The 24675-nt window shown below is 57.2% G+C and carries 24 protein-coding genes and 1 other RNA gene; 12 read left to right on the top strand and 13 right to left on the bottom strand.

The window, feature by feature from the left end; all coding sequences use genetic code 11:
* Positions 1-38: 38 nt before the first annotated feature.
* Both hemN and ACR0KG_RS02705 read left to right on the top strand, forming a co-directional pair.
* Positions 39-1394, top strand: a complete 1356-nt coding sequence (hemN, locus tag ACR0KG_RS02710; RefSeq protein ID WP_480826416.1) for an oxygen-independent coproporphyrinogen III oxidase — start codon at positions 39-41, stop codon at positions 1392-1394.
* 210 nt (positions 1395-1604) lie between these two features.
* The gene (locus ACR0KG_RS02705) at positions 1605-3533 is read left to right on the top strand and encodes an elongation factor G (protein ID WP_480826415.1); all 1929 of its coding nucleotides are present in this window, start codon (positions 1605-1607) and stop codon (positions 3531-3533) included.
* Positions 3534-3552: 19 nt separating this feature from the next.
* Here the strand turns inward: ACR0KG_RS02705 and ACR0KG_RS02700 are convergent, their stop codons facing one another.
* From ACR0KG_RS02700 to ACR0KG_RS02680, 5 genes are all read right to left on the bottom strand, one after another.
* Positions 3553-5130, bottom strand: coding sequence for an ABC transporter ATP-binding protein (locus ACR0KG_RS02700; RefSeq protein WP_480550824.1), 1578 nt, complete (start codon positions 5128-5130; stop codon positions 3553-3555).
* The gene (locus ACR0KG_RS02695) at positions 5127-6233 is read right to left on the bottom strand and encodes an ABC transporter permease (protein WP_480826414.1); all 1107 of its coding nucleotides are present in this window, start codon (positions 6231-6233) and stop codon (positions 5127-5129) included. The genes ACR0KG_RS02700 and ACR0KG_RS02695 overlap by 4 nt, the downstream gene beginning before the upstream one ends.
* A complete protein-coding gene (locus ACR0KG_RS02690; protein WP_480826413.1) occupies positions 6234-7319 on the bottom strand; it encodes a microcin C ABC transporter permease YejB in 1086 nt (361 codons plus the stop codon). It abuts the gene before it with no gap.
* Positions 7320-7325: 6 nt separating this feature from the next.
* Positions 7326-9269 carry an extracellular solute-binding protein gene (locus tag ACR0KG_RS02685; RefSeq protein WP_480826412.1) on the bottom strand — a complete coding sequence of 648 codons (1944 nt, stop codon included), beginning with the start codon at positions 9267-9269 and terminating at the stop codon, positions 7326-7328.
* Between the two features lie 174 nt (positions 9270-9443).
* Positions 9444-9956, bottom strand: a complete 513-nt coding sequence (locus ACR0KG_RS02680) for a c-type cytochrome (RefSeq protein WP_170534527.1) — start codon at positions 9954-9956, stop codon at positions 9444-9446.
* A gap of 120 nt (positions 9957-10076) precedes the next feature.
* Here ACR0KG_RS02680 and ACR0KG_RS02675 point away from each other — a divergent pair, with 120 nt between their 5' ends.
* The gene (locus ACR0KG_RS02675) at positions 10077-10910 is read left to right on the top strand and encodes a prephenate dehydratase (protein WP_480826411.1); all 834 of its coding nucleotides are present in this window, start codon (positions 10077-10079) and stop codon (positions 10908-10910) included.
* Between the two features lie 10 nt (positions 10911-10920).
* Here ACR0KG_RS02675 and ACR0KG_RS02670 read toward each other — a convergent pair whose 3' ends face one another.
* Genes ACR0KG_RS02670 through nudC form a run of 4 tightly spaced genes read right to left on the bottom strand, consistent with a single transcriptional unit; the run spans position 10921 to position 13462 of the window.
* Positions 10921-11463 (bottom strand): chloramphenicol phosphotransferase CPT family protein, encoded by a 543-nt coding sequence (locus ACR0KG_RS02670; protein WP_480545468.1) that lies wholly within the window; start codon positions 11461-11463, stop codon positions 10921-10923.
* Positions 11464-11468: 5 nt separating this feature from the next.
* Entirely contained in the window at positions 11469-11942 is a 474-nt protein-coding gene (locus ACR0KG_RS02665) for an N-acetyltransferase family protein (protein ID WP_480545470.1), read from the bottom strand.
* 33 nt (positions 11943-11975) lie between these two features.
* Positions 11976-12443 (bottom strand): SRPBCC family protein, encoded by a 468-nt coding sequence (locus tag ACR0KG_RS02660; protein ID WP_480545472.1) that lies wholly within the window; start codon positions 12441-12443, stop codon positions 11976-11978.
* Positions 12444-12478: 35 nt separating this feature from the next.
* On the bottom strand, positions 12479-13462 hold the full coding sequence (gene nudC / locus ACR0KG_RS02655) for an NAD(+) diphosphatase (protein WP_480550814.1): 984 nt from the start codon (positions 13460-13462) through the stop codon (positions 12479-12481).
* A 180-nt stretch (positions 13463-13642) separates the two neighbouring features.
* Between nudC and ACR0KG_RS02650 the strand changes: the two genes are divergently transcribed.
* The 3 genes from ACR0KG_RS02650 to rsgA all read left to right on the top strand — a co-directional run bounded on the left by ACR0KG_RS02650 (position 13643) and on the right by rsgA (position 16846).
* Complete coding sequence (locus ACR0KG_RS02650) at positions 13643-15520, top strand: bifunctional 2',3'-cyclic-nucleotide 2'-phosphodiesterase/3'-nucleotidase (protein WP_480826410.1); 1878 nt, start codon at positions 13643-13645, stop codon at positions 15518-15520.
* A 39-nt stretch (positions 15521-15559) separates the two neighbouring features.
* Positions 15560-15658, top strand: an RNA gene (gene ffs, locus ACR0KG_RS02645) — signal recognition particle sRNA small type.
* Positions 15659-15817: 159 nt separating this feature from the next.
* Positions 15818-16846, top strand: a complete 1029-nt coding sequence (rsgA, locus tag ACR0KG_RS02640) for a ribosome small subunit-dependent GTPase A (protein WP_480550810.1) — start codon at positions 15818-15820, stop codon at positions 16844-16846.
* A gap of 31 nt (positions 16847-16877) precedes the next feature.
* Here the strand turns inward: rsgA and ACR0KG_RS02635 are convergent, their stop codons facing one another.
* On the bottom strand, positions 16878-17735 hold the full coding sequence (locus tag ACR0KG_RS02635) for an alpha/beta hydrolase family protein (protein ID WP_480550808.1): 858 nt from the start codon (positions 17733-17735) through the stop codon (positions 16878-16880).
* A 180-nt stretch (positions 17736-17915) separates the two neighbouring features.
* Entirely contained in the window at positions 17916-18428 is a 513-nt protein-coding gene (locus ACR0KG_RS02630; RefSeq protein WP_480550806.1) for a protein-tyrosine phosphatase family protein, read from the bottom strand.
* A 173-nt stretch (positions 18429-18601) separates the two neighbouring features.
* Between ACR0KG_RS02630 and ACR0KG_RS02625 the strand changes: the two genes are divergently transcribed.
* From ACR0KG_RS02625 to recR, 4 genes are all read left to right on the top strand, one after another.
* Positions 18602-20365 carry a DNA polymerase III subunit gamma/tau gene (locus ACR0KG_RS02625; RefSeq protein WP_480826409.1) on the top strand — a complete coding sequence of 588 codons (1764 nt, stop codon included), beginning with the start codon at positions 18602-18604 and terminating at the stop codon, positions 20363-20365.
* Between the two features lie 3 nt (positions 20366-20368).
* Positions 20369-20752: a hypothetical protein gene (locus ACR0KG_RS02620; protein ID WP_480826408.1), complete on the top strand. Its 384-nt coding sequence runs from the start codon at positions 20369-20371 to the stop codon at positions 20750-20752.
* The gene (locus tag ACR0KG_RS02615; protein ID WP_353009142.1) at positions 20753-21097 is read left to right on the top strand and encodes a YbaB/EbfC family nucleoid-associated protein; all 345 of its coding nucleotides are present in this window, start codon (positions 20753-20755) and stop codon (positions 21095-21097) included.
* Positions 21098-21158: 61 nt separating this feature from the next.
* Complete coding sequence (recR, locus tag ACR0KG_RS02610; RefSeq protein ID WP_480826407.1) at positions 21159-21752, top strand: recombination mediator RecR; 594 nt, start codon at positions 21159-21161, stop codon at positions 21750-21752.
* Positions 21753-21761: 9 nt separating this feature from the next.
* On the opposite strand, the gene ACR0KG_RS02605 is transcribed toward recR, so the two are convergent.
* A complete protein-coding gene (locus tag ACR0KG_RS02605) occupies positions 21762-22469 on the bottom strand; it encodes an SMI1/KNR4 family protein (protein WP_480826406.1) in 708 nt (235 codons plus the stop codon).
* Between the two features lie 165 nt (positions 22470-22634).
* Here ACR0KG_RS02605 and ACR0KG_RS02600 point away from each other — a divergent pair, with 165 nt between their 5' ends.
* The gene (locus ACR0KG_RS02600) at positions 22635-23123 is read left to right on the top strand and encodes a hypothetical protein (protein ID WP_480826405.1); all 489 of its coding nucleotides are present in this window, start codon (positions 22635-22637) and stop codon (positions 23121-23123) included.
* On the opposite strand, the gene ACR0KG_RS02595 is transcribed toward ACR0KG_RS02600, so the two are convergent.
* Positions 23120-23761: a ribonuclease T2 family protein gene (locus ACR0KG_RS02595; RefSeq protein ID WP_480826404.1), complete on the bottom strand. Its 642-nt coding sequence runs from the start codon at positions 23759-23761 to the stop codon at positions 23120-23122. The two genes, ACR0KG_RS02600 and ACR0KG_RS02595, sit on opposite strands and share 4 nt — an antisense overlap.
* 129 nt (positions 23762-23890) lie before the next feature.
* Between ACR0KG_RS02595 and ACR0KG_RS02590 the strand changes: the two genes are divergently transcribed.
* Complete coding sequence (locus tag ACR0KG_RS02590; protein WP_480826403.1) at positions 23891-24655, top strand: DUF1013 domain-containing protein; 765 nt, start codon at positions 23891-23893, stop codon at positions 24653-24655.
* Positions 24656-24675 lie beyond the last annotated feature (20 nt).

Raw genomic sequence — 24675 nt, 5'->3', positions numbered from 1 at the left:
CAAAGCAGCCAAGTCGTCTATCTGCCTAGGGTATCGCTATGATACAGAAATCACAATTGGCTCGGCTTGGACTTTTTGACGCGAAGGTGCCGCGCTACACCAGCTATCCCACCGCCCCCCATTTCAGCAATGATGTGGGGGCGGATCGTTTTGGCGACTGGGTCTCGGCAATCAGGCCTGGAAGCGCGATCTCGCTGTACATCCATGTCCCCTTCTGTCGCAGGCTTTGCTGGTTCTGCGCATGCCGCACGCAGGGGACACAAACCGATAACCCGGTGATCGCTTACGTGGATGTGCTGAAAGCCGAGCTCGATTTGCTGGCAGCGCGCCTGCCCGACGGTGTGGTTTTGTCGCACCTACATTGGGGCGGTGGCACGCCGACACTATTGAACGCCGATCTAATGCGCGATTTGTCCCGGCATATCTTTAGCATTGTTCCACTGGGCCCCGATGCCGAGTTCTCAGTAGAGATCGACCCGAACGAGGTTGACGAAGCACGGCTGGATGCGCTGGCCGAGGCGGGCTTGAACCGGGCCTCAATCGGTGTTCAGGATTTCGACGACGAGATTCAAAAGACAATTGGCCGCATCCAAAGCTATGACACCACCCGTGATGCGGTCGATTTGATCCGTACACGCGGTATCACCAGTTTGAACGCCGATATTCTGTATGGCCTGCCCCACCAGACCAAGGCGCGCATGACCGAAAGCGTTCAAAAGCTTCTGTCGCTTAATCCGGACCGGGTGGCGCTATACGGCTACGCCCATGTCCCTTGGATGGCGAAACGACAGCAACTTATTCCGTCCGAGACGCTGCCAACGCCAGAACAACGGTTGGATTTGTACGACACAGCCCGCCGCCTGTTCATGTGGGACAACTACGCTGAGATCGGCATCGACCATTTCGCGACGCAAGAAGACGGCCTGACCAAGGCGTTGAATGCAGGGCGGCTGAAACGGAACTTTCAAGGTTATACTGACGACCAGGCCGAAGTTCTGATTGGCGTCGGCGCAAGCTCGATTTCGCGTTTCCCGCAGGGTTACGCACAGAACAACCCGGCGACATCGGCGCATACCAAAGCAATTCGCGATGGGAGGTTTTCGACTTCGCGCGGACATTTGTTCAAGGATCAGGACGCGCTGCGCGCCCGGCTGATCGAAGCACTGATGTGCGATTTCCAGATCAACACAGCCGAAATCCTACGTAACTTCGAAGTATCGGTCGAAGATCTGGGCGGTATGTACGATTCCGCAAATGCGGCCTTCGACGGTTTGCTGCGCATTACCGAAAATGGGTTGTTCATCCCGCCCGAGGCTCGCGCGTTAACCCGGATGATTGCGCGAAGTTTCGACGCTTATGACCTAAGCAAAGCCGGGCACAGCTCCGCGATCTAGCATCGTCAGTTGCGCGGCAACCCCCGGGCAAGCAATCCGAAACAGGGGACTTGACGCACGGCATATGGATTCCGCACACTCAAGGCGTGGGCCACAATATGTGCCCACAGCCCGAGGCAGGCCCATTCGCAGACAACCCGTGCCGACACCCCAGCGTGAGGCACCCCCTTTCGTGCAGCCACTCTGCAACCTGAAAGAGGGACAGCACTTATGCGCGTTTTCACGGTTCTAGGCCCCAGCCAATCGGGCAAATCCACTCTGGTCGAGGCCATAAGCCGCCTCGACGGGCGCCCCACAACATTCGACATCTGCGGAACCGTGCATTTGCACGGTTTTTCTTATTTGGACGAGCCCTGGTGCGCGGTTGACGTCGATGGCGGTGGCGATGCGTTGGCCTATGTCGGCCCGGCCATGGCCATCTCGGACGCCGCAGTTGTAGTTGTGCCGCCCGACCCGGACGCTGCGGTCTTATGCGCGCCCTATCTGCGCTTGGTCGAAGAGGCCGGTATCCCCTGCTTCCTGTTCATCAATCGAATGGATAACCCAAATGGCCGCATCCGCGACATCATCGCCGCGCTGCAGACCTATTGCTCTCATCACATCGCATTGCGACAGGTGCCGATCCGGGATGGGGGCACGATCATTGGCGCGGTTGATCTGATTTCAGAGCGGGCGTGGAAATATCAGGATGGCCAACCCTCGGCCCTGATCGAGCTGCCGCAATCGGTTGAGGATCGCGAACAAGAGGCGCGCACCGAGCTATTGGAAACCTTGTCGGATTTTGATGATCACCTGCTAGAACAATTGATCGAAGACAAGCAGCCCCCAAGTGCCGAGGTTTACGAACTGGCCGCGCAAGTCTTACAGAACCACCAACTAATCCCAGCCTGCCTGGGGGCCGCGAGCCATGGCAACGGCCTGACCCGGCTCATGAAAGCCCTAAGGCACGAGGCCCCGGAGTTTGATATCGCCGCTGGGCGGGATGAGGCGGCCGACAATGCACGGGCCATTGCTGGGTTTGCTGATGTGAAGAAGCATATCGGTAAGATCACAGTGCTGCGCGGCCTGGGTGATGGGGTCAAAGCGCATGAAGCCTTAGGTGGCGAAACCGTTGGCAACCTGACCACGTTGGATGCAAAAACACAGATTGGTGCCCTTGAGGCCGGACAGATCGGCCTCGCGGTCAAGTCCGATCACCTCAACCCCGGCTTCATCTATGACAGCCGCGCCGCCACACCGCTGCCCGATTGGGCCGCATCGCACCCGGTTGCGCATCGTCAGGTCATCTCGCCCGCGCATGAGCGGGACGATGTGCGCCTGTCAAACGCCCTGAGCCGATTGGTCGAGATCGATCCAGGGCTTCAGATGGAACAGGATGAACTCAGCGGGCATGCTGTTCTGGGTTCGCAAGGACCGCAACATATGCGGCGCGTGACCGCCAAGCTGGCCGAAGATTTCGGGATTGAGATCGAGACCGACGCGGTTGAAACCGCTTATCGCGAGACCATCCGGGCACCCATTGAGCACCGGCATCGTCACCGCAAGCAATCGGGCGGGGCAGGACAGTTCGCCGATGTCGTCATCTCGGTTTCGCCATTACCCCGCGGCTCGGGGTTTAAGTTTGAAGAGGTCGTCAAGGGAGGAGCCGTTCCCAAGAACTACATCCCGTCGGTTGAACACGGGGCACAGGACGCATTGGTTCAGGGGCCCGAAGGCTTCCCTGTGGTGGATGTCAAAGTCACCCTAAGCGATGGGAAACACCACAACGTAGACAGCTCGGACTATGCCTTCCGAACGGCTGGCAAGAATGCCGTACGTGAGGCCCTGCCGCAAGCCAAGCCAGTTGTGCTGCAGCCCATTCTGAATGCCGAGATTCACCTGCCATCTGATTTTGTAGGTGATCTGGTCCCCACGATCAGTTCGCTGCAGGGGCAGGTTCTGGGGTTTGAAGGCAACCCGAATGCGTCGGGTTGGGAAATCTTCAACGCCCAACTTCCGGCCGTCGCGCAGGATGAGCTGCATCGAACCCTGGCCAGCGCCACGCGTGGCACCGGCTGGGTAAACCTGAACTTCGATCACTATGAGGAGTTGCGCGGACCGGTCCCAACTACGGCCTCACGCGAAAAAGTCAACGCATGACAACTGCGCAAGGCGGGCGTCAGCCCGCCGCTGCGATCAGCTCGCGCGTATAGTCTGTTTGAGCGTTCTCAAACAGGTCTTCCGCTGCGCCCATCTCGATCACGTCGCCGTTGCGCATGACGATCACGTTATGCGACATCGCCCGAACGACCTTTAGATCATGACTGATGAACAGATAGGCCAGCCCGTATTTTCGCTGCAAATCGCGCAGCAGGTCGACGATCTGCACCTGCACCGTCATATCCAGCGCGCTGGTCGGTTCATCCAGTACCAGCAGTTTCGGCCGCAACACCATGGCACGTGCAATCGCGATCCGCTGACGTTGTCCGCCCGAAAACTCATGCGGATAGCGATCCATCGAGGCCGGGTCCAGACCCACTTCGGTCATCACCTCGGCCACCAGTTCGCGCGGGGCACGATGCGGGTCGACCTTGTGAATGGCCAACCCCTCGGCGATGATCTGCATACAGGTCATACGCGGGCTCAGACTGCCAAACGGGTCCTGGAACACGATCTGCATGTCCTTGCGCAACCGTCGCAGCTCGCGCGTGGACCAGCGGCGGACGTCCTGATCGCGGAACGTGATACCGCCTTCAGATGCGATCAATCGCATGATAGCCAATGCAAGCGTGGTCTTGCCCGAACCACTTTCACCGACAATCCCCAATGTCTCGCCAGCTCTGACACTCAGCGTTGCGTCATTGACGGCCTTCACGTGACCTACAGTTCGTTTCAGGAAACCACGCTGGATCGGGAACCAGACTTTCAGATGATCCGTCCGTGCAACCTCTTCGGCACCGGCGGCCACAGGATCAGGCTGGCCCGAAGGCTCAGCCTCCAACAGCTTGCGCGTATAGGGGTGTTGCGGGTTGTCGAAAATCTCAGCCGTGATCCCGGTTTCGACGATCTCTCCGTCTTTCATCACGCAGACGCGATCAGCGATCCGCCGCACGATGCCAAGGTCATGGGTGATAAACAGCATCCCCATATTCTCGGATTTCTGAAGCTCAGCCAACAGTTCCAGTATCTGTGCTTGAATGGTCACGTCCAGCGCGGTCGTGGGCTCATCCGCGATCAGGATGTCCGGCTTATTGGCCAAGGCCATCGCAATCATCACACGCTGACGCTGCCCGCCTGACAATTGGTGCGGATAGCTGTCCAGCCGTTCCTCGGGATCGCGGATGCCAACCTTGGTCAGCAACTCGACAATCCGAGCGCGCGCTGCATCGCCTGTTAGCCCCTGATGCAACGCCAGGGATTCGGCCATCTGTTTCTGGATGGTGTGCAACGGATTCAGCGACGTCATCGGCTCCTGAAAGATGAAGCTGATGTCGTTTCCACGAACCTCCATCAGCTTGTCCTCGGACGCGCCAATCATTTCTTGCCCATCATACCGCACGGACCCTTCCACAATCGCGCTGTCCCCCAGCAGGGACACTGTCGACAAGGCTGTCACGGATTTACCCGATCCCGATTCCCCGACCAACGCAACGGTTTCGCCACGGTCCACGGTGAAGGAAACACCTTTGACCGCTGTCGAGACCTGCCCGTCCTGCCGGAACGAGACCCTCAGGTTGTTCACATCCAAAAGGCTCATGAGAAGGTCTTTCTGGGATCAAACGCATCGCGGACGCCTTCGAAAATGAAGACAAGCAGCGATAGCATGATGGCAAAGGTGAAAAACGCGGTGAAGGCCAGCCACGGGGCCTGAAGGTTTTGCTTGGCCTGCAAGGTCAACTCACCCAGAGACGGGGCCGAGGATGGCAGGCCGAAACCAAGGAAATCCAGCGAGGCCAGCCCGCCGATGGTGCCGGTTACGATAAACGGCATGAAGGTCAGGGTCGCGACCATTGCATTGGGCAGCATGTGGCGGAACATGATGGTCATGTTTCCCACGCCCAGCGCGCGCGCGGCACGGACATATTCCAGGTTGCGCGCCCGCAGGAACTCGGCCCGAACAACACCCACCAGACCGGTCCAGCCGAACAGTATCATCAATGCCACCAGCAACCAGAAACTTCGGCCTAAAATGGCAAACATGATGATGATGACATAGAGTGAGGGCGTTGCCGACCAGATCTCGATAATCCTCTGGAAAATCAGATCAAGCCAACCGCCAAAGAACCCCTGAATGGCCCCAGCAAAGATACCGATCAGGCTGGCCGCGCCTGTTACAAGCAGGGTAAACAGTATCGACAGGCGGAACCCATAGATAACCCGCGCCAGCACATCGCGTTTCGTGTCATCCGTGCCCAGCAGGTTCTGCCCGTTGGGCGGCAATGGGGCCGCTCCGGGGCGGTCGACGCTGGTGTTGTAGGAATACGGGATCAGAGGCCAGATGGCCCAGCCGCGTTCGAACCCGTCGGCCTGATATGTTCCGGCATCGATCTGTTCAATGATGCCTTCGGGATCGTCGAAACAGGCGTCCATACCACCACTGTCGATCAGGCACATGACCTCTGGGTCGCGATAAATCGCTTCGGTTTGGAAGTCGCCGCCAAATTCAGTTTCAGCGTAGAAGTTGAAGATTGGTGTATAGAATTCGCCGCGGTATTGCACCAGGATCGGTTTGTCGTTGGCGATGAACTCGGCAAACAGGGACAAGCCGAACAAGATTGAAAAGATGATCAAAGACCAGAAAGCCCGGCTGTTACGCCGAAAATTGCGCCAGCGGCGCTGGTTCAGAGGGGAGAGAGCCACTTATCCCTCCCGCTTTTCAAAGTCGATCCGCGGATCGACAAGGACGTACATCAGATCGCTGATGATCCCTACAACCAGACCCATCAAGCCAAAGATGAACAGCGTCCCAAATATCACCGGATAGTCACGCGCCACGGCAGCTTCGAACCCGAGACGGCCGAGCCCGTCCAATGAGAAGATCGTCTCGATAATGATTGATCCACCGAAGAACACCCCAATGAAAACAGCAGGGAATCCAGCGATCACGATCAACATGGCATTGCGGAACACATGGCCATAGAGAACCCGTTTCTCGCTCAACCCCTTCGCGCGGGCCGTCATGACATACTGCTTTTTGATCTCATCCAGGAACGAGTTTTTGGTCAGCAGCGTCAGCGTCGCAAAGGCAGAAATGGTCAGCGCAATGATCGGCAAGGCGATGTGCCAGAAATAGTCAGCAATTTTGCCAAACAGGCTCAAGCTCTCCCAATTGTCCGAGGTCAGCCCGCGTAGTGGAAAGATTTGCCAATAGGATCCTCCGGCAAAAAGAACCAGCAGCAGGATGGCGAACAAGAAACCTGGGATGGCATAGGCGACGATAATGGTTCCGCTGGTCCAGGTATCGAAGGTCGATCCATCCTTGACGGCCTTGCGAATGCCTAAGGGAATGGAGACCAGATAGGCAATCAGGGTCGACCAAAGGCCCAGAGAGATCGACACGGGCATCTTTTCGAGCACCAGATCGATCACGCTGATCGACCGGAAGTAGCTTTCACCAAAATCCAGCGTCAGGTAGTTACCCAACATGTTCAAAAACCGCTCTAGCGGCGGTTTGTCGAAACCGAACTCCTTTTCCAGTTCTTCGATGAATTCCTTCGGCAGTCCACGGGCGCCGATGTATTCGCTGTCCGACCCAAATGTTTCTTCGGTCTGAACGTTCTCGCCCCCGGCAAAACCGGCGAATACATCACCTTCGCCCTGCATCTGAGCCAGAATTTGCTCGATCGGGCCACCTGGCACAAATTGCACGAGCGTGAAGTTCACGATCATGATGCCAAGCAGCGTTGGAATGACCAGCAAAAGCCGGCGTAGTACATATGCGCCCAAAGCCTGTTACCTCACCGCGCCGGCAGTTTTTAGTTTCTGGTACTTTTCCTCGTTAAACCACCAGAAATCAAACTGACCCACAGCCAGCGGAGGCAGTACCTCGGGATGCTCATACATGTCGTAGTAGGCGACCCAGGTATCTGAAACATATCCAGACGGTACCTGAATACGCAGGTATCTAAGGACACGATCCAGAGCTTTTAGTGATGCGATCTCTTCCTCGCGCGACTTGGTATCCAGAGCCGCATCAATGATCGCATCAACCAACGGGCTTTGCAAAGATTGCGGGTTGTAAGACGATACGACGGCGGTTTCTGATCCATACGCCTGTTTGAGACCGGTACCTGCTTCCAAGAACGGCTGGTTGCGGAAAAAGATCATGTCGAAGTCTTTATCATAGTACCGCTGAATCCACTGGGCACTGTCGATCTTTTCAACCGTGACTGAAACACCAAAGCTTTCCAGGCTTGATGCATAGGTAGTCACGATAGCCTCTGCCGTGTCCGAAGAGGACGCATTCAGCATGATCTGGATGGACATCGGATTGCCATCTGCATCCTGCAGTTTGCCCGCACCATTTACAGTCCAGCCCGCTTCGGACAGCAGTTTCAACGCGGTGCGTTTGTTCCTACGATCCACGGTACGCGATGGGTTTGAGCTGTGCGCACGCACCGCTTCTTGTGTCAGAACCTCTTCGGGGACCAAATCGCCAAGTGACTCGAGGAAGGTTTTTTCAAGACCTGTCGGGACCCCCTCGGCAGCGACTTCCGAGTTTTCTGCGAAGGAATGGCGCTGTTCTGTCAGACCATATTGCAGAGATTCAGACGTCCATTCGAAGTTGAAGGCAAGCCCCAAAGCCTCGCGCACTTTGATGTCGTCAAACGGTGCCCGCGTCATATTGAAAATAAAACCCGAAGGCGATGGAGGCGACATGACCGGAATTTCTTCGCGTTTCACATAGCCGTTTTGGACAGCCGGAAACTCATATCCCGTTGCCCATTTCTTGGTACTGCCTTCGGCCCGGAAGGTGTAGACACCCGCCTTAAACGCCTCAAATTCGGCAGCATCGTCTGCGAAGTATTCGACCCGAACGGTCTCAAAGTTGTGACGACCCACATTGATCGGCAGGTCCCAACCCCAATAGTCGGGGTTGCGGCGATAGACGATATAGCGGTTCAGCTCAAAATCATCGACCACATAGGGCCCGCTGCCCATCGGAGTTTGCAAGCTCTGCTTATCCAATCGCTCGCCCGTTTTTTCGTACCAGGCTTTTGAAAACACAGGGGTCCCGCCAACCTGAGAAATCAAGGAGCGGCGCGAAACCCCATCCACGAAGTTAAATTTGATCGTGTGGTCATCGATGATCTCATAACCTTCGATCCGCTGCTTCACCGCGCGGGCATAGCTGCGGATGCCTTGTTCCAGAAACAGGTCATGCGTGAACGCTGCGTCATGAGCGGTCAGCGGAGTGCCATCTGCAAACCGAGCTTCGGGGCGCATATAAAATATGCACCATTCCTTGGTGTCTGGGTATTCGACGGCCTCGGCCAACAACCCGTAAGCTTCTGTGATGGAGTCTGCAGGCGTCGCAGATCCAAATGGGCTTTCGCCAAACATGCTTTCCGCAATCAACCCCGAATACAGCCCAGCTTTGCCTTGCCAATTGAACCGGTTCATCCCATCGAACGTGCCGCGCGTTGAAACCGATATATGGCCCCCGACAGGAGCATCCGGGTTCACATAGTCAAAATGTTTGAAGTCAGGTGGATATTTAAGGTCACCAAAGAATGAATACCCATGTGCCCGAATGATGGTCTCTGCTTCAGTACCAGCGGCCAAGACGCCGCCGAGCCCGGGGGCGGTTGCAGCAACTGCCGTACCGCCCAATAGCTGCAGCGCGGTGCGCCTGTTCATACGCGCCTGCGTTGGTATCGTGCTTTTGCGTGTCATCCCCACCTCTCCTACAAACCTGTCAACGTCTTGATGCGTCTCAGCCTAGCTAAAGGCCTAGAACACACAGTTTCAAGTTTAGAATGCATGAGCGTATTGTGAAGTAATCCTCACGCAAAAATTAAAGCCGCTGCAACAGGCAGCGGCTTTCACGAGTTTTTGATCTGTTAAGGATCAATTGCCGATGGTTTGCAGATAGGCAATCAGATCGGCGCGTTCTTCTGGCTTTCTGAGACCAGCAAAGCTCATGGATGTGCCCGAGATATAGGCGCTTGGGCGCTCAAGGAAGGCATCCAGGGCTTCTGGCGTCCAGTTGCCGCCATGCGCCTGCATGGCCGCCGAATAGCCGGTGAACCCTTTGGCCGTTGCAACAGGACGGTCAACAATTGCGTACAGATACGGGCCCGTGCCATTTGCCCCGTCTTCCAGCTTGTGACACGCAGTACACTTCCGGAATACGCGTGCACCTTTTTCAGGATCAGCAGCGGCCAGCAGGTCCTCAAAGACCACTTCTTCGCCATTCGCGCTTTCGCCCGCGCTTTCGGTTTCGATAATGTAAGCGGCTTCCGCCTCGCCATGACCACCGGGTGAATACAGGATATCCGCGCCCCATTTGGCCAGGAGAAGCACCAGGAAAGTGCCGAACAGGCCTGCTGAGGCCTTGGTAACTGTCATCGTGTCGAACATTGATCGCGTGTCCATTTCAGCTGTCTGGGCAGGTGTCTAAGGCTTCCACTTGCGAGAGGCAAGGTATAGACACCGCGACTAAACGCCCAATTCAAGAACTTGTTGCACGGAATCGACCAAATGACCAATCGCATTGCTTTTCAAGGAGAACCAGGTGCCTATAGTCACGAGGCCTGCCGCAATGCGCGGCCGGATATGGAGGCGCTGCCCTGTCGCACCTTTGAGGATGTGATCGAATCGGTTCGCTCGGGCCAGGCCGATCTGGCTATGCTACCGGTCGAAAACACCACCTATGGGCGCGTGGCTGACATTCACCGGCTTTTGCCCCATAGCGGCCTGCACATCATTGACGAAGCTTATGTGCGCGTTCACATCAATCTGCTTGGTGTCCACGGCGCCAAACTGGAAGATGTGACCGAAGCACATTCCCATCTGGTTTTGCTGCCTCAATGCGCCACTTTCCTGCGCGAACATGGTATTCGTGGCCGAGTCAGCCCCGACAACGCCCGCGCCGCACGTGAAGTCTCTGAGGCTAACGATCCGCATTCGGCCGCATTGGCCAGTGAACTGGCGGCCGAAATCTATGGCCTGGACGTACTGGCGCGCCATATCGAGGACCACGGTGATAACACAACCCGGTTTCTGGTCATGTCGCCTAAGGCTGATACTTCCCGCCGTGGTGACCATGAGATGATCACCAGTTTCGTCTTTCAGGTTCGCAACATTCCCGCTGCTCTTTATAAGGCCATGGGCGGGTTTGCGACCAATGGGATCAACATGACCAAGCTGGAAAGCTATATGGTTGATGGCTCGTTCACGGCGACTCAGTTCTACGCCGATATCATGGGGCATCCGGACGACCGGAATGTTCAACTGGCGATGGATGAGCTGCAGCACTTCACGACCAATGTCGAGATTCTGGGGGTCTACCCAGCCGCCCGGCCCAGGGGCTAACAACTCTTAGTTAGTTTTTGGCGTCCGAGAACTCGGACCGGCGTTCACCGCTGCACCATGTGGCGAGTATGGCATCAACGCATAGATCGGTTCCATCGGTCGACGTGACCTCAAGATCGTATCGCCTGCCGTTGTGGATCGTGGCTTGATCCTGCGCGGCGCTGCCCAATGGGCGGTCCCCTCGTCGACGCTCACGCTCGGTCAGCACCGGCAATGGGCAGTGGACCGCGACAAACAGCACATCATGAGCTCTGAACAGGGACTGCAGCTGTTCGACCCAACCCGGTGTATCCAAGATATGCTCTAGGATCAGATGATTGCCCGCATCCGCATAAGCGGCCACCGACCTGTGGAACCCATCAAAGAATGCGGCCCGATCCGAGGGCCAATCAAACTCTGCTGCGCGATACCGATCCAAAGGCAGCACCCCGGCATCCCGAAGATGGTCAATCGAGATATGCCAGAACGGCAGTTCTATCTTCTTCTGAAGCGCGCGCGCGATTGTGCTCTTGCCACTGCTCGATGCACCATGAAGGACAATGATATGGGACATGCGTGTCAGACTAACAGAGTATAGGCTTTTGACACCCCAGCATCGAGCTGTCGATAGGTTCGGAACCCCATCGCGTCATAATAGGCAAGGCCGTCTTGATTATCCGCACCAATCGTTGCGTCGATTGATGTCAGCCCGAAATCGCGGGCAGCGTTCAACGTCTGGGCAAACAATCCGCGCCCGATGCCGCGTCGCGCGGCTGATGGCCGGATGTGGGTGCCAATGATGCCCCAACCCACCGCGACATCATATGGGTTGTCTTCGGCCGCATATCTCAGCGACTGAAACCCAAGGATCTGCCCGATGTGTTCAACGGCAACCGTGCAGCGAATACTGTCTGGATGGGTGATATAGTGACCCAGAACAAACTCGGCTGTTACTGGCGCCTTGCGCTTTCCCGCCTCAAAGATGTCCTGCAAGACGCTTGCGATACCCTCTGCGTCACCTTCTCGCGCAGGTCTGTACAAGATTTCGCTCAAATCCCTGCCCCTAACTGCCCGCAGCAACCAACATCATGAGCCGTGCTTGTAACGTTGCTCCAGCTCGCGCGCGAATTCAGCCAGCCGCAGTTGAAATTGCTTGCGGAACCGCGCTTGCCCCAGCTTCATTGATTGCAACAGCAACCGGGCGGGCAGGGATTTTGCGCTTAGTGACATATCCACGCTCAACCGAGTCCGACGCTGCGACAGCGCAAGCAGATCAATCGTCGTGACACCTGCCATCCCCTTGCTGTTGGCCTCGAACCGCATCTGCGCCGGGCGTTCACAATCGGTCATGACAACGGTCATCTGGCGTGCTTTGCCCCGCAGTTTGAATTCGGTGTCCCAGGTGGTGCCCGCCGCAGGCGGGACGTCCTGCGTCACGCGCCGCACGTCTACGCCGCGACGCATCGCCATCCGCTCGAACCGGTCGAAATCGGCGACCATCTCAAATACCGAGTTTATCGGGGCTTCAATATCTTCACGTGCTGAAAACTGCATTTCGGCCTTTGCTACGCTTTTGGTCTAGTTTTCCGTCAGTCTAATGTATCTGCAAGCCAGTTTCTCAAAAGGAAATGCGCAATTGCACCTTTCCGGGCGGGCAACAGCTTGGGATGATCTCCGGCAAAGGCCTGCATCATTTCGGTTTTGGTGACCCAAAGCGCGTCTTCGATTTCAACCGGGTCAATCTTGATGTCACGCGATAGTGCTTGACCCGCGCAGCCAAACATCAGCGATGACGGAAATGGCCACGGCTGGCTGGACAGGTACGAGACGGCGCCCACCGGAACACCTGCTTCTTCCATCACCTCGCGGCGCACTGCGGCTTCCAGAGTTTCGCCCGGCTCCACAAACCCCGCGAGTAGCGAATACATTCCTTCGGGCCAGCCGGGCGACCGGCCCATCAGAACCGCATCGCCATGGGTGATTAGCATGATGACAACCGGGTCGGTGCGTGGGAAATGCTGGGCCCCGCAAGACGGGCAGCTGCGTTGCCACCCAGCCTGCGCGATCTGGGATGGCGCACCGCATTGGGCGCAGAACTTGTGCGTCTTGTGCCAGCCAATAACGGCCTTGGCGGTTGCTGCCAGCTCGGCATCGCGGGTTGAAAGCCGGGTCATGATCCGGCGTAGCTCAGCAAACGCAGTGCCCATGGGCAAGTCGGGGTGTTGCTGTTCCGACCGATCAACAAAAGTATCAAGGCCAGTCAGATCTTGGCCCTCGGCTGTCCAGCCCGAGATGTCAAAGGCAAAGATCGGGGCGCGCCCTTCTTCCAAACCCAAAAAGATCGGGACAGCGACAATCCCGCCCGGTCCGTTTTGAATCACGGGGTGTGACATCGGAAGCCTGATAAGCTGATCCAGGGCCTCACCCTGCACCAGCAGTTTTCCGCGCCACAGCAGGACGCAGCGCGCCTTTGTTTCATCTTGCGCGTGTTGCAGCCGTTCTGCGTCAGATCGCAGCTCGGCGGCTCGATCCAGACCCGAGCCACCAAAAGTCACCAGTTCTGCGTTTTTCATTCATTGTCCCTTGGGCTTTGCTGACAGGGCTGCCACGGCAACCAGAATGTTGCAATGCCATTTCTCGGCACCCCCCTGTCCCTGCGACAATGCAGTGGTTGATACGCCTAAATATATGTGCATTAAATCTACTAAATGTTGATTTTGAATAATATTATCGCCCAAAAGTAGTAGTTCAGAGTGAAAACAAGACCAGTTTGTACAGGTCAGACTGAAAGCGCAGACGTGAAAATTCGTATTCTCGCGACCACCGATCTGCACATGAATCTGACCGGTTTCGATTATTACTCCGATCAGCCCGATGCTTCGGTCGGGTTAACGCGAACCGCCAGCCTAATCGAATCTGCGCGTGAATCCGCAGGTGATGCAGTTGTCCTGCTGTTCGACAATGGGGATGCGCTTCAGGGCACACCGCTTGGTGACCAGGCGGTGCAAGACCACGACACCCACCCGATGATGCAGGGCTTTGCCGCTTTGCAGTACGATGCGATAGGTCTGGGCAACCATGACTTTGGCTTTGGACTGGACGCGCTAGACCGTATTCTTGCCGACGCGCCCTGCCCGGTACTGTGCAGCAATCTGCACCCAAACAAAGGCATCCAAACACGCTGGCAAGACCACACGATCTTTGACCGTACCGTTTCATGGAACGGGCAAGATATCCCGCTGCGTATTGGAGTTTTTTCTGTTCTGCCGCCACAGACAACCCAGTGGGAAGCGCATCACTTAAGTGGAATGGTCGCCGCCGAAGGTATTCTCGACACGGCCAAACGCGCGGTGCAGAGCCTGAAATCGGCGGGATGCGATCTGATCATCGCATTGGCGCATTCAGGGATCGAGCAGGAAGACGAAGCCCCCGGGTCTGAGAATACGGTGATCGCGCTCGCAGGTCTTACGGGCATAGATGCCCTGATCGCAGGGCATACGCATTTCACGCTGCCCGGTCCAAGCCATAGCAATATGCCCCAAGTGGATCATGACGCCGGGTTGATCCATGGCAAACCCGTGGTCATGGCCGGATCCGCAGGCTCACATCTGGGGCAGATTGATCTGCATATGGCGCATTCAGCCGATACGGGCTGGGCGGTTATCGCGCAAAGTGCAAAACTGCATGCGGTGAGTACGGCATCAGATGATACCGAGGTGCCGGAAAACCCCGAACTGGTCACGCTTTTTGCACCAATCCATTCCAAAACCCGCGCTGAGATGGCAGAACCGGTGACCCGAATCTCGCAGCCCTTGCACAGCTATTTCAGCTTTTGCGCCCCGGATCAGGGGCTTGTACTTGTTGCAATGGCCCAGGCGGCAGGCCTCAGGCCATATCTAGCGGGCTCGGCACTGGCAGATCTACCAATGCTATCGGCCGTCTCTCCTTACAAGTGTGGTGGTCGATCTGGCCCTCGCTTCTATACCGACGTTCCTGCAGGTGAGGTTTGCCTGCGCCACATCGCCGACCTGCATATTTTCCCCAATGAGCTGCGCGCCATCAGAGTCACCGGTGCACAGGTTCTCGACTGGCTTGAGATGTCGGCTGGCGTTTTTCATCAGTTGCAATTCGATGCCGCATGCGAGCTGATTGATCCAAGCCGCGCAGGGCATAATTTTGATGTGCTGTTTGGGCTGAGCTATCAGATCGATCTGTCACAACCTGCGCGGTTTGACCGCCAAGGGCAATTGCTGGGCCAAGACTATCGGCGCATACGCCAGCTGCGCTTTAACGGGTCTGATCTGCAGCCCGAGCAGGAGGTCATCGTGGCGCTGAACAACTATCGCGCCAGCGGAGGTGGGTATTTTCCATTCGTCGATCAGGCGCAGGCCATCAACTTACCGCCATTGGATATCAAAAGGGTCCTGCGCGACTATTTGATCGGCGATCTGCCCGCCGATCCGCTGGCACAGACACCCTATCCTTTTGCGCTTGCCCCCCAAGACGGCGCGCAGGCGATCCTGACCACCGGGCCCGGCGCGCTAAAGTATTTGGCGGAATTAAACATATTTGAACCACAAGTTCTGACCCCTGATCCCACAGGTTTTGAACGCATTCAGTTAACTCTCTGACGGGTTGCCATCTGCACCGGGTTTGCCTATATCAAGCCCTGAGAGGTTGGCGCGGGCGAGCGCCTCGCCAACCTGGTCAGGTCCGGAAGGAAGCAGCCACAACGAGCCCCGCTTGGGTCGATGTCCAACCTCTCACTAATAGCAACCAACAAGCCGCAGGAGGGCTTTTATGAGTGTAGCAAAAACCCTTCAGGCAGCGCGGTTCTGATCGCAATCTACGCAACTGCCTGAACACATCGCCGCCGGATGCGCGTCTGCCATCTGGTTGCTATGCTGTTTCTGAACATAGGCAGATCAATGTCTCATACACTTTCGGACCTTGGATGGTCCTCTCATTTTGCCGCGCAAAGCGTGGATTACCCTAATCTTACCCCCTATCGCATCTCCGCGGTGCACCGCGATCGTCTGATCGGGCTTTCATCGGCGGGGGAAACGCCACTTGTGTCACTCGGTCGTCCGACCGGCGACTTTGCAGTGGGCGACTGGGTGCTTGCTGATCAGGATCAGCGCATTCAGCACCTGCTCGACCGGCGCAGCCTGCTGCAACGGCGTGCCGCTGGCACTGGGGCCGAAGCGCAACTGATCGCCGCAAATGTGGATGTGCTGTTCATCGTCAGCTCTTGCAATGCGGATTTCAACCTGCCCCGGCTGGAGCGTTACTTGGCCCTTGCCAATCAGGCCGGGTGCTATCCGGTCATCGTGCTGACCAAAGCGGACCTGTGTGCTGATCCCGACGCAGTTCAGCGTCAGGCACAAAAACTTGGGCCGTTCCTGACCATTCTGACCGTCAACGCGCTTGACCCTGAGGATATAGAAAAAATCCTCAGCTGGTGCCCCACCGGACAAACGGCTGCTCTGGTAGGCTCGTCCGGCGTTGGAAAAACCACGCTGGCCAATGGGATGACGGGTCAGGCAGAGGCAACGGCAAGCATTCGCGAGGATGACGCCCATGGACGTCATACCACAACCGCCCGTGCCCTGCATCTGATGCGGAACAAAGGCTGGCTGATCGATACCCCAGGCATGCGCGCGTTGCGTTTGCTCGATGCGCAAGAGGGTGTGGACGAGGTTTTCTCGGACATTCTGGATCTTGCGCAAGGGTGCCGGTTCTCGGATTGTCGGCATGATCAGGAACCGGGATGTACCGTGCAGGCTGCGATTACCGATGGCACGCTTGATCCTTCGCGGCTGGACCGATGGCGTAAGCTACGGCGCGAGGATCAGAGGAATTCAGAAACCATCGCCCAATCCCGCGCACGCGATAAAGCCTTCGGAAAGATGGTCCGGTCGGTCATGAAGGATCAAAAGCACCTGAAAGGTCGGTGAGCAAAACAAGAGCGTCGCGCAATCGACGCCCCTACTCAATCAACCGGGGCCAAACGGCCGCGTTACGCCGCGCAAACGCGCCGATATGACCGATCTCCTTGACCCCGAAATCACGTGCAGACAACACATGGCGTCGCGCCTTGGAGCCATAAAGATCGGCCAGTCGCCAGACCGCCTCAGGCGGAACTGTCTGATCATCATCGCTGGTAAACAGATCCACCGAGACACCCGATTCCGCCCAGCGCGCTTGTGGCAGGTTTTGCCCCATCTCGGGTAGATAGTTGTGCGGCGCAGTGCACCACCTACGCCATTGCCAGTAGACAGGACCCGGCAGATCAGCCCCAAACCCGATTGCCTTGCCCGGCAGATACCCCAGCGCTTTGACCAGCAACGGCACATGCCCATGCCAGAACATCCAGGCCAGTCCTTTGTAAGGCCAAGGATGATCCGACAAGGTGACCAGCCCTGAGCAGACACAGATCATGCGGTCTATCGTATCGATATCCGGCTGCACCGGCCCCAACATCCCGCCAACCGAATGACCAATTGTCCACTGGTTGGCATCAGGAAAACGCCGCCGCATCTCGGCCCGCGCCGCTGGCATATCGATTAACGCCCAGTCGGCCATCGTGACCTTTGAATCTTTCAAACGCCCCGTGCGTGAATGGCCAAAATCGTTGTAGTCATAGGTCAAGCAGGCGATGCCGCGCTCTGCAGCCAGCCATCTTGCGAAGTGTTGATAATAGTCGCGTGGGACGCCCGTTGCACCGTTCAATACAACAACTGTTTCGGGTTTGACTAAGGGACAATACAAGCGCGCCGACAGCATCGCGGATCCGGATAGAAACCGAAAGTCTTCAACCTTCGCTGCCTCGTGCGTATCTAACATCGCGTCTTCGGGTGATTTCTGAACCGATCAGTTTACCGATTTAGAAAGCACAGCAAACCTTGTTCGAGTCAACCCGAGGGTTGCTTGACCAAACGTCCACCTGCGCAACACCATGCATCTGCCTAGAGTTGCAACGATACCGCAAGCGCCCCTGCCCAAGACCCTTAGAGACGTAACCGATCACCCCGAACGCAGTTCGAGTACGTCGGTGGTCGCGCGTGTGGCCCATCTCATCTGCTCGTCGGTCTCCACTGCGCACGGACGCAGCGCCCGCAATCGGGCCAACGCCTGATCAAAACGCTCACCGCATTCGATCATCAGCCGCAGAACAACCATTCCTGATCGCCCGCACCCACCCCGGCAGTGAACCAGTACCCGGCCACCCCCAGACAGCGCATGTCGCGCCGCCGCGCTGACGGCAACCCATTCATCCTCGATTTGGGACGAAGGAACTCCATAATCTTCAACCGGCAGATGTACCCACCGACTGGCGCGCCCCTGAATGTCACTGCCAAAACTTTGGGCCCCGTCCTGAAGCATCTCAACTTCCGTCGTCATCGAGATCACAAGCCCGGGTTTCCAATCTGATATCGTGTCCAGATCATCGGCATAGTCGCCCCCACGACCCGGCAGCGACGTCAGCGCAAGCGTGCCACCCCCGACCTGCAGGGCATAGACCACCAGTTGAGACATCAAAGTCCTCCTCCCAAATCCGCGCCCGTTCAAAAGTTATGTTTGTTTAAATTTGAGACCCCAGTCTACGCAAATCCCGATTCGCGCCAAACCAAATTTCCTGAACCCTGCTGTGGACGCGGGCAGCAGCGGCCACTACGCTGTGGCGACGTCCCGAATCCGCCAGAGCAGACATGACCGAAACAGACAGCCCCGCCTATCAGGTTCTCGCCCGCAAATATCGCCCGGAAACCTTTGCGGATCTGGTGGGTCAGGATGCAATGGTACGCACTCTGAAAAACGCGTTCGAGGCTGACCGGATCGCGCAAGCCTTTGTCATGACCGGCATTCGTGGGACGGGTAAAACCACCACGGCGCGGATCATCGCCAAAGGCATGAACTGCATCGGTGCGGACGGCAATGGCGGCCCGACCACCGAACCCTGCGGCGTCTGCGAACACTGCACTGCGATCATGGAAGGTCGTCATGTCGACGTGATGGAGATGGACGCCGCTAGCCGCACGGGCGTCAATGATATCCGCGAGATCATCGACAGTGTCCGCTATCGCGCCGCCTCAGCCCGTTACAAGATCTACATCATCGACGAGGTTCACATGCTCTCGACCAGCGCCTTCAACGCGCTGCTCAAAACGCTGGAGGAACCACCCGCCCATGTGAAGTTCATCTTTGCGACCACAGAGATTCGCAAAGTTCCAGTCACGGTTCTGTCTCGCTGCCAGCGCTTCGACCTGCGCCGGATCGAACCCGAAGATATGATCGGCTTGCTTCGCAAGATCGCCTCGGCTGAAAGTGCTGAGATTGCCGAGGACGCGTTGGCCCTGATCACCCGTGCTGCTGAGGGATCTGCCCGCGACGCGACCTCATTGCTGGATCAGGCGATCTCACACGGGGCCGGAGAGACGACGGCAGATCAAGTGCGCGCGATGCTGGGCTTGGCGGATCGTGGCCGGGTTCTGGACCTAATGGACATGATCCTGCGGGGCGATGCCGCCGGCGCGCTGACTGAACTCAGCGCGCAATATGCCGAAGGCGCCGATCCGCTAGCCGTGCTGCGCGATCTGGCTGAGATCACCCACTGGGTCTCGGTCGTGAAAATCACGCCGGACGCAGCAGAGGACCCAACCGTATCGCCTGACGAACGCGCTCGCGGCCAGCAAATGGCTGAAGCCCTACCCATGCGCGTGCTGACCCGCATGTGGCAGATGCTGTTGAAAGCACTTGAGGAGGTCTCCGCTGCGCCAAACGCGATGATGGCAGCCGAAATGGCTGTGATCCGCTTGACCCATGTGGCCGATCTGCCCAGCCCGGAAGAGTTGATCAAACGTCTTCAAGATGCACCGCCTCCACCCATGGGTGGACCAGGAGGGGGCGCACCTACCCACAATAATGGCGCAGCCCCTGTGGAACCACGCGGTCCGATGACCGCAGGCCACCAGCCCACACCGCGCAGTTCCGGCGGCGCGCCCGTCGCGGCGCTGGCGCAGGATGTGCAGGCGGCACTTGCCCGGTATCCAACCTTTGACCATGTGGTCGAACTGATCCGGACCAACCGCGATGTCAAACTGCTGGTCGAAGTCGAAAACGGTGTTCGCCTGGTTTCGTACCAACCTGGTCGGATTGAGTTCACACCTGCATCGCAGGCCCCGACCGATCTGGCCCCGCGACTTGGCTCGGCCTTGCAACGCTGGACGGGCAACCGCTGGGCCGTGTCAATCGTATCGGATGGCGACGCGCCGACTATAGCCGAAATTCGCGACAAGGCCGAGCTTGCGCTTAAGGAAGAAGCCTCTGAGCACCCTCTGGTCCAGGCCGTGTTGGCGCAGTTCCCGAAAGCCAAAATTACCAAAATCGAGACCCCCGAACAACGCGCCGCACAGGTGGAAACCGAAGCCCTGCCCGAGGTGGAAGACGAATGGGACCCGTTCGAGGAGGACTAATAGGTGCACTATGCACGCATCGATGCGGTCTACCACGAAGCATGCGAAATCTATAACCCGTCTTGGAATGGCGAAACGGTTAGCGAATGGGTCGAAGCAGCCGCCCTTGCCTCAAATCCGGTTTCAATCATCTTGCTGGTCTTATCGGCACTGGCAATTTGGCGTGGAAACCTCTGGATTGCTTTGATGACATCCGTCGGCTGGATGATCTGGGCGGCTCACATTCTTGTCGACGATATGATGTATGACCCGCGTCGAACGGCAGCGGACATAGGATGCGTCGGCCATTCCACTCTGTTCATTGGCTTGGCAATTGCGCTATGTGCTGGGATGACACTCTACGCAGTATATATTCGCCTGAGGCGATCACACTTAAGGAGACTCTAAATGCTCAAAGGACTAGGCGGTCTGGGCGATATGGCCAAGATGATGAAATCGGCTCAGGACCTGCAGACCAAAATGACCGATATGCAGGAAGAGCTGAACACCATCATGGTGGTTGGTGAATCCGGTGCAGGTCTGGTCAAGGCAACGGCCACGGCCAAAGGCGAACTCAAGGGGCTGGATATCGATCCGTCGATCTTCAACGGCGACGACAAGGAAGTGGTCGAAGACCTTATCCTGGCCGCCATCAAGGACGCGCAGACCAAAGCTACCGAACGCTCTCAGGCGGAAATGGCCAAGCTGACCGAAAGCATGGGCCTGCCCGCTGACATCAAACTGCCGTTCTGATCTCGGTCATTTCGCAAATGCACTCGCCAGAGGCCTCCTCCGGCGCCAGACAGGACAGGCCGTGAGCTCAAACAGCGACATCGACAATCTGATCGACCTGATGGCCAAGCTGCCGGGCCTCGGCCCGCGTTCGGCCCGTCGCGCTGTGCTGCACCTGATCCGCAAACGCGCCCTGTTGCTGACGCCCTTGGCGGACACGATGCAACAGGTCGCTGCCACCGCCCGCGAATGCCTGAACTGCGGCAATGTCGGCACCACCGATATCTGTGACATCTGCTATGACGAGGCCCGCGCGACCGGAGAGCTTTGCGTGGTCGAAGATGTCTCGGACCTCTGGGCGATGGAGCGCGCCGGAGTCTTCAAAGGCCGCTACCATGTTTTGGGCGGTACGTTGTCGGCGCTTGATGGCGTGGGCCCGGACGAATTGCGCATCCCCCGGCTCAAAGACCGCGTCGTGGCCGAAGAGATCACCGAAGTCATTTTGGCCCTGAACGCCACCGTAGATGGCCAGACCACCGCCCACTACATCGCGGACCAACTAGAGGGTCAAGTCCGCCTGACTTCACTGGCACAGGGTGTGCCAATTGGAGGGGAGTTGGACTATCTGGATGATGGGACAATCACGGCAGCGTTGAGGGCGAGGAAAGAGTTGTAGTTGTCGGCTTTATTGACGAAAAAACACATTTTTCAAGCGATCCAGTATTCCTATGTCGGGACTTCTTGAATCCTCAGCCTGCTTCGCCAGACGCTCCCAATCCTTGGTGTCACCTGGAAGTCGGCTAACTTCTGCGATCTCTGTTCCGTCGTCCCGATACCGGGTCATCTGCCTGCTGACTTCATCTTCAAGAAATCTTGATAGGGAGGGCCAACTCGCCCCTATCAAATCAAAATCACGATGATAGAGTTCAACCTCTCCAGTGCTGTTCAAATAAAGTTGACCCTGAGAATACCAATCCCCATTCATTGTACCGAAACCGAAATGGCCTTCTGGGATGTACTCGGGTCTCAAATAGTAAAGGTTCTGATATCTGATGCTAATTGGTTGCCCAATAGGGTCTTCCAAACTTCGGGGATTTATTCCCATCGTAGCACCCAACAATGAAATACCCATAATCTGTGCGCCATTAAACACTCTCAATAAGTCCTTATAAGGCTCAGGCAGGTATCGCCCGCTTTCCTCCTCAGCACACACAAGCCCTTCTTCAAACAGACCCGCGTAACACCGGCATAGATAAGCATGAGGAGCCTCGCTAGGCATGTGCCCGGTCGCAAAACCACCGTCTTCCGCTTCAACAAAACCTAGTGCATCCCACCTTTCACGCATCATTTGCGAGACTAGGTTTGTTTGCTCCAAAACGCTTTTGGTTTCCATCTCAAGCTTCCGACCGTCAATGTGGATCTGTATCTACTAGGCCGCGGAAAAGATAGATCAAATACCTTTTTTGAAAGAAGATGAAACCGCAAGCCAAAATAGTCTTTGTTGTACAAATCACCTATGCCACATTGCACATGAACACTGGAAATCACTGATAACCGCATGACCCGCTTTCTCGCCCTCACCTTCGCTGCCCTCACCTCCACCACCGCCCTTGCCCAAGACCTCGTCGATAAGGGCTTCGTCGAAGGCTGGAACATCATGATGGACCCCGTGCTTGGGAATGGGTGCCTGATCCAAACAGTTTATCAGGACCTCTCGGTCGTGCGGCTGGGCTATGATGCGTTGGACAATCGCGGGTATTTTACTGTGTTCAACAAGGCTTGGGGCGAGATTGAGCCAGGGCAGAGCTACCCAATCCGGTTCGAGTTGGACGGCAAGAGTTTTGACGCCACCGCCATCGGGTTCAAACAGGACCGCGTGCCGGGGGCGACGGTGTTCTTCACTGACCGTACCTTCGTGGCGGCGATTGCGCAGAACAAGACGATGACCGTGTTCAACCCCGAAGATCAGCCGGTGATGGCGATTGATCTGACAGGCACCGCAAAAGCGCTGGAATACGCGCGCGAGTGTCAGAACAAAGAGCTTTAACGAATCGGGTCAAACACCGCGTCGGTTGCCTTGCAATCGCGGATCACGTCCCGTCCGCAGGGAACCGGGGCCAGATCACGTGACAGGCACAGGCGAACCTCTTCGATGTAACCCTGCTTGCAGGTCACGGTGATCATGTCGCGCTCTAGCCCGGGATTGGCCTTTAGGAACGCCTCTTCGACCACTGCGGCGGGCAGTTTCACGGTTGCGTCCAGTTGGCGGAAAACACTGGGGCGTTCAACACGGCTATAGGCCTCGCGCGATAGGGCGAAATACGCGGGCGCAGAGAGGCCCGAGCAGGTGCCGTGTTTCTTCCACTGATGCCAGGCCAGGCCGGAACTGCCCTGAATATCCTCCATGTCTCGGGTCATCCCTCGCGATGGCGGAACTTCGGTCGTGCGGCAGTACGACGGCCAGCCCTGATGGAACTGCGGCCAGAGCCCATGCAGGACCCAACCGTGGTCATGTCGCGCGTCACACTGATCCGACCCGCGCGCGTCCCCTTCGCGGGCGCACCAATTGGGCGACCAGCTGAGCGACAGGACATAATAGTCAAATTCGCCCGCCTTCTCGCCCTCGGCCTGAACAGCCACAGCGCCGATCAGCGCGAAAACAAAGCCCAAAACCCCTTGGCGCATTCGCCTCTTCCCTTCTTGTACTGGCGCGACTATATACGGGCCAAGTTCCCCGACAACGGAAACCTGCCCCAAAATCCGGGGCCGCCGAATTCCGGCGACGGGAAAGATGTATGTATAGGAGACGGGCTGATGGCAAAACCGCTTATGGCCAAGGCAACCGCCGTATGGCTGGTGGACAACACCACGATCAGCTTCAAGCAGATCGCGGATTTCGTAGGGATGCACGAGTTGGAAGTGCAGGGCATCGCCGATGGTGATGTGGCCACTGGTGTGAAGGGCTTCGACCCGATTGCCAACAACCAGTTGACACAGGATGAGATCGACACCGCGCAGAACAACCCGCTGCACAAGCTGAAGCTCAAGTTCAACCCGTCGGCCACGGGCGAGGAAAAGCGCCGCGGCCCGCGCTACACCCCGCTATCCAAGCGTCAGGACCGTCCGAACTCGATCCTGTGGCTGGTCAAGTTCCACCCCGAACTTACTGATGGACAGATCGCCAAGCTGGTTGGCACCACCAAGCCGACCATCCAGTCGATCCGCGAGCGGACGCATTGGAATATCTCCAACATGCAGCCCATCGACCCGGTTGCCCTGGGCCTGTGCAAACAGTCCGAGCTGGATGCCGTGGTTCAGAAGGCTGCCGCGAAGAAGGCCGCTGAAGGTGGCGTTATGAGCGATGACGAGCGCCGCAAGTTGGTCTCGACCGAGCAATCGCTGGAAATGGACGCTGCGCCGAAAATCCCGACGGCGATTGAGGGTCTGGAAACCTTCTCTCTGTCAGACGAACCGGATGGTGAGGCAGAAGACAGCGATCCGATCGTGGATGCTGACAGCTTCTTCAACCTGCCCAAAGGTGGCGGGGATGAAGAAGAAGAGGACGATCAGCGCCCCTGATGTGTTTGCCGCCTCGGCCT

It is taken from the genome of Ruegeria sp. H4 (assembly GCF_056533065.1).
This window is presented reverse-complemented; position numbering and strand designations above follow the sequence as displayed.

Coding starts and splice junctions, on each gene's coding strand:
- hemN (WP_480826416.1), top strand. CDS start 39: ATGATACAGAAATCACAATTGGCTCGGCTTGGACTTTTTGACGCGAAG.
- ACR0KG_RS02705 (WP_480826415.1), top strand. CDS start 1,605: ATGCGCGTTTTCACGGTTCTAGGCCCCAGCCAATCGGGCAAATCCACT.
- ACR0KG_RS02700 (WP_480550824.1), bottom strand. CDS start 5,130: ATGAGCCTTTTGGATGTGAACAACCTGAGGGTCTCGTTCCGGCAGGAC.
- ACR0KG_RS02685 (WP_480826412.1), bottom strand. CDS start 9,269: ATGACACGCAAAAGCACGATACCAACGCAGGCGCGTATGAACAGGCGC.
- ACR0KG_RS02680 (WP_170534527.1), bottom strand. CDS start 9,956: ATGTTCGACACGATGACAGTTACCAAGGCCTCAGCAGGCCTGTTCGGC.
- ACR0KG_RS02675 (WP_480826411.1), top strand. CDS start 10,077: ATGACCAATCGCATTGCTTTTCAAGGAGAACCAGGTGCCTATAGTCAC.
- ACR0KG_RS02670 (WP_480545468.1), bottom strand. CDS start 11,463: ATGTCCCATATCATTGTCCTTCATGGTGCATCGAGCAGTGGCAAGAGC.
- ACR0KG_RS02660 (WP_480545472.1), bottom strand. CDS start 12,443: ATGCAGTTTTCAGCACGTGAAGATATTGAAGCCCCGATAAACTCGGTA.
- nudC (WP_480550814.1), bottom strand. CDS start 13,462: ATGAAAAACGCAGAACTGGTGACTTTTGGTGGCTCGGGTCTGGATCGA.
- rsgA (WP_480550810.1), top strand. CDS start 15,818: ATGTCTCATACACTTTCGGACCTTGGATGGTCCTCTCATTTTGCCGCG.
- ACR0KG_RS02635 (WP_480550808.1), bottom strand. CDS start 17,735: ATGTTAGATACGCACGAGGCAGCGAAGGTTGAAGACTTTCGGTTTCTA.
- ACR0KG_RS02630 (WP_480550806.1), bottom strand. CDS start 18,428: ATGTCTCAACTGGTGGTCTATGCCCTGCAGGTCGGGGGTGGCACGCTT.
- ACR0KG_RS02625 (WP_480826409.1), top strand. CDS start 18,602: ATGACCGAAACAGACAGCCCCGCCTATCAGGTTCTCGCCCGCAAATAT.
- ACR0KG_RS02615 (WP_353009142.1), top strand. CDS start 20,753: ATGCTCAAAGGACTAGGCGGTCTGGGCGATATGGCCAAGATGATGAAA.
- ACR0KG_RS02605 (WP_480826406.1), bottom strand. CDS start 22,469: ATGGAAACCAAAAGCGTTTTGGAGCAAACAAACCTAGTCTCGCAAATG.
- ACR0KG_RS02600 (WP_480826405.1), top strand. CDS start 22,635: ATGACCCGCTTTCTCGCCCTCACCTTCGCTGCCCTCACCTCCACCACC.
- ACR0KG_RS02595 (WP_480826404.1), bottom strand. CDS start 23,761: ATGCGCCAAGGGGTTTTGGGCTTTGTTTTCGCGCTGATCGGCGCTGTG.
- ACR0KG_RS02590 (WP_480826403.1), top strand. CDS start 23,891: ATGGCAAAACCGCTTATGGCCAAGGCAACCGCCGTATGGCTGGTGGAC.